The sequence below is a fragment of the Streptomyces sp. NPDC028928 genome, from assembly GCF_055564915.1.
The window spans coordinates 546601-550319 of sequence record NZ_JBVHVI010000003.1 but is presented as its reverse complement, the minus strand read 5'-3'; the positions used below and the strand labels follow the sequence as shown (position 1 = coordinate 550319).

3 protein-coding genes and 1 rRNA gene are annotated in these 3719 nt (G+C 69.6%); 1 reads left to right on the top strand and 3 read right to left on the bottom strand.

Annotated features, from left to right (window positions below):
• Positions 1-88: ribosomal RNA gene (locus ACZ4U1_RS11545) — 16S ribosomal RNA — on the bottom strand; the annotation flags it as partial.
• Positions 89-652: 564 nt separating this feature from the next.
• Positions 653-1660 carry a stage II sporulation protein M gene (locus tag ACZ4U1_RS11540; RefSeq protein ID WP_467902245.1) on the bottom strand — a complete coding sequence of 336 codons (1008 nt, stop codon included), beginning with the start codon at positions 1658-1660 and terminating at the stop codon, positions 653-655.
• Between the two features lie 152 nt (positions 1661-1812).
• Between ACZ4U1_RS11540 and ACZ4U1_RS11535 the strand changes: the two genes are divergently transcribed.
• Complete coding sequence (locus ACZ4U1_RS11535; RefSeq protein WP_467902243.1) at positions 1813-2796, top strand: RDD family protein; 984 nt, start codon at positions 1813-1815, stop codon at positions 2794-2796.
• A gap of 125 nt (positions 2797-2921) precedes the next feature.
• On the opposite strand, the gene ACZ4U1_RS11530 is transcribed toward ACZ4U1_RS11535, so the two are convergent.
• Positions 2922-3536 (bottom strand): hypothetical protein, encoded by a 615-nt coding sequence (locus ACZ4U1_RS11530; RefSeq protein WP_467902242.1) that lies wholly within the window; start codon positions 3534-3536, stop codon positions 2922-2924.
• Positions 3537-3719 lie beyond the last annotated feature (183 nt).

Sequence of the window (3719 nt, the reverse complement as noted above, 5' to 3'; positions counted from 1 at the left end):
CCCTCCCGAAGGAGGTTCATCGTTCGACTTGCATGTGTTAAGCACGCCGCCAGCGTTCGTCCTGAGCCAGGATCAAACTCTCCGTGAATGTTTACCGGTAATCCGGTGACACATCACGAGAGCGGAACAGTCGGAGGAATAGTCCGACTGTTCACAGCGTCCTCGCTGTGTTTTTTCAAAGGAACCTCGACCATCGGATTGTTCCGACGGACGGGGTATCAACATATCTGGCGTTGACTTTTGGCACGCTGTTGAGTTCTCAAGGAACGGTCGCTTCCTTTGTACTCACCCTCTCGGGCTTTCCTCCGGGCTTCCCTTCGGTGTTTCCGACTCTATCAGATCTTTTCTCGATCCGATTTCCTCGGTGCTTTCCAGGTTCCCGCTCTCGCGTTTCCCTTTCCGGCGGTTCCGACTTTATCAGAAGTTCTCAGCCGGTCTGACCGGCCGCTCATTTCTGAGTAATCGGAGGTGCTTCTCGGAAGGTCGTTCACGACTTCTGAAGAAGCGATTAGATTCTATCGGCTGCCGGGTGGATCTGTCCACCTCCAGGCAACTGTTTGAATCTACCTCCCCACTCCCTCCGTGTCAACGGCTCTCGCGGGGCGAAGAGGAGACTAGCAGCTCACAGGGGTCGAGTGCACATCGGCGAGCGTCAGGCGGCCGTGGGGACGGAGGCGCTGCGGTCCGCCGCCTCGAGATCGCCTGTCTCGCCTGCGCGTGCCGCGCGACCGCCCAGGACGTAGACGTACGCCAGGAATGCCAGCTCGGCCGCGATCCCGATACCGATGCGGGCCCACGTGGGCAGGCCGGAGGGGGTGACGAAGCCTTCGATGGCGCCGGAGACGAACAGGACCAGGGCGAGTCCGATCGCCATGCCGACGGCGGCTCGTCCCTCTTCCGCGAGCGCGGTGCGTCGACTGCGCGGGCCGGGGTCGATCAGGGTCCAGCCGAGGCGCAGACCGGTGCCGGCGGCGACGAAGACCGCGGTCAGTTCGAGCAGGCCGTGCGGGAGCACCAGGCCGAGGAAGGTGTCCAGGCGCCCGGCCGAGGACATGAGGCCGAAGCCGACGCCCAGGTTGAGCATGTTCTGGAAGAGGATCCAGAGGACAGGCAGTCCCAGGAAGACGCCGAGGACCAGGCACATCGCCGCCGCCTGGGCGTTGTTCGTCCACACCTGGGCGGCGAAGGCGGCTGCGGGATGACTGGAGTAGTAGGTCTCGTACTCGCCGCCGGGGCGGGTCAGCTCGCGCAGCTGGCTGGGTGCCGCGATGGACGACTGCACCTCTGGGTGCGTGCCGATCCACCAGCCCAGGAGGACGGCGACGGCGGTGGAGACGAGTGCCGTGGGCACCCACCAGTGGCGGGCACGGTAGACGGCGGCCGGGAAGCCCCGGCTCAGGAAGCGTGTGACGTCACGCCATGACGCGCGGCGGGTGCCGGCGACGGCGCTGCGCGCGCGTGCCACGAGCTGGCTGAGCCGTCCCGTGAGCTGAGGGTCCGGTGCGCTGGACTGGATGAGGGACAGGTGGGTGGCGGTGCGCTGATAGAGGGCGACGAGTTCGTCTGCTTCCGCACCGGTGAGCCGGCGCCGACGGCGGAGCAGCGCATCGAGCCGGTCCCATTCGGCTCGATGTACGGAGACGAAGACGTCCAGGTCCATCGGGTCTGCCTGCTCCTCGGCTGCTCCTCCACGGCCCGTCGCGGTCGTCGTGGATGCTCGTCATTGCTGTCAGCTTGTCGTACTGGGGCGCGATGCGCCCACAGCTTGGCAGACTTGCGGTTCAGGGGGCAGACCAGGGAAGGACGGCGGGCGTGAGTGAGCTGGTGACCGGCGAGGCGGTGGCGCTCGAACTGCGGCCCGCGAAGCTGCCGAGCAGGGCGCTGGCCGTGTTGCTCGACCTGGTGGTGGCGATGGTCGCGTACATCGTCGTGATCATGGTGCTGGTGGCGTCGACGGCCTCGCTGGACGAGGCCGCGCAGGTGGCGCTGTCGATCGCGGCGTTTCTGCTGGTGCTGGTCGGCGGGCCGATAGCCGTGGAGACGCTCAGCCACGGGCGTTCGTTGGGGAAGCTGGCGTTCGGGCTGAGGGTGGTGCGGGACGACGGGGGGCCGATCCGCTTCCGCCACGCGCTGGTACGGGGCGCGATCGGGGTCGTCGAGATTCTGATGACGTTCGGGGTGGTGGCCTGTATCGCCTCGCTGGTGTCGGCACGGGGTCGACGGCTGGGGGACGTGTTCGCGGGCACCCTGGTCGTCCGCGAGCGGATACCGGCCGGGCGCACCGGTTTCGTCCCGCCTCCGCCGCCGTGGCTCGTGGGGCGGTTCGCCGAGCTGGACCTGTCGGGGGTCCCGGACGGGCTGTGGCTTGCCGTCCGGCAGTACCTGACCCGGATGCAGCAGCTCGATCCGCAGGTGTCGGCGGGGATGGCCCAGCGGCTGGCCGCCGATCTCGCGGGGCGCACGGGGGCGCCGGTGCCCCGGGATCTCCCCCCGGCCGCATTTCTCGCGGCCGTGGTGCATGAGCGCCAGTCCCGCGAGGCGCGGCAGGCCTTCGGTCACGGCGGGGTCGCGTCCGGCGGCTCTGCCCAGGCCGGGCTCTCCCTTCAGGCACCGGTGTCGTACCAGCCTCCCGCCGCTTATCAGCCGTCGGCCTTCCACCAGCCCCAGGGTTCCGTTCAGCCGGCGCCGGCCCAGGACCGGGCACCGCAACCTCAGGCGCCTCTTCCTCCCTCCGCTGCACCGGGCGACGAGCCACGGGCCGAGCGGCCGGCTACGGGGTTCGCTCCGCCCGCGTAGGGCGGATGTAAGGCGGACAGGGATCGGGGGTCACCGCGGCCGCAGCCAGTGGTGCTCGCGGTGCTTGTGGTGCAGCCGTGACAAGAGTGGCCGAAGCGGGGCCGGGAGTGCCGACGGTGCCCGGGTCAGTCGAACCGCGACGGCGGTGATTCCAGGTCCTCCAGCTCGATCCCGGGCGCGGCCAGGACGACGTCTCCGGCGATGTGGACGGTGTGCTGCTCGCCCGTGTCCAGGGCTGTGACCTGGTATTCGTCCACAGCCAGGGGGCCGTTGTCAGTGGCGTGTGCTTCGCTGTTCACCAGAGCCCAGGACTGGTCCACGGTCCGGGGCGCGAGGACGGGGTCGGTGAAGGCCACGAGGCGTACGCGGGTCGCGGCGGAGGAGGGGGTGAGGCGCAGGAGCCGGGCGGTGGCGACGAGGAACGCGGGGGACGTGCCGGTGAAGGCGTGGGCGCGCACATTGCCTTCGGTGGCATGGGTGCCGGTGGGATCGGTGCGGACCCAGGTGACGCCGTCGAGGGCTGCGCCGCGCACCTGCCAGTCGCCTGCGTGGAGTTCGAGGCGGATGGGACGGCCGAGGTCGTCCAGGGCGAGGTCGACCGAGCCCCGGTGATCGCCGGCGGGGCCGGTCAGCCGGGAGACATAGCGCCAGCCGGACGGGCCGGGGGCGCACTGGAAGTGTTCTTCTCCGAGGGGGGTGTGATCGTGCGGATCGTGGAGCGAATAGCGGCCGCGGGGCATGGGGGTCCTGGGTCGTGACGGGCTGGTCCGGCCGGAAGCCCTAGGTCGGGGGGCCAAAGGGGCAGGCCCCCGGCACGGGGGTGCGGGGGCCTGCCTCGGAGGACCTGCTGTCGGGGGGGGGGGGGGGGGGGCGCCGGGCTCCCCCCCCACGGGGGGGAATGGAGCGACATGGACACGGCGGGG

What these genes read in the sequence shown, in the direction of transcription:
- ACZ4U1_RS11540 (WP_467902245.1), bottom strand. Translation starts at nt 1,660, where the DNA reads ATGGACCTGGACGTCTTCGTCTCCGTACATCGAGCCGAATGGGACCGG.
- ACZ4U1_RS11530 (WP_467902242.1), bottom strand. Translation starts at nt 3,536, where the DNA reads ATGCCCCGCGGCCGCTATTCGCTCCACGATCCGCACGATCACACCCCC.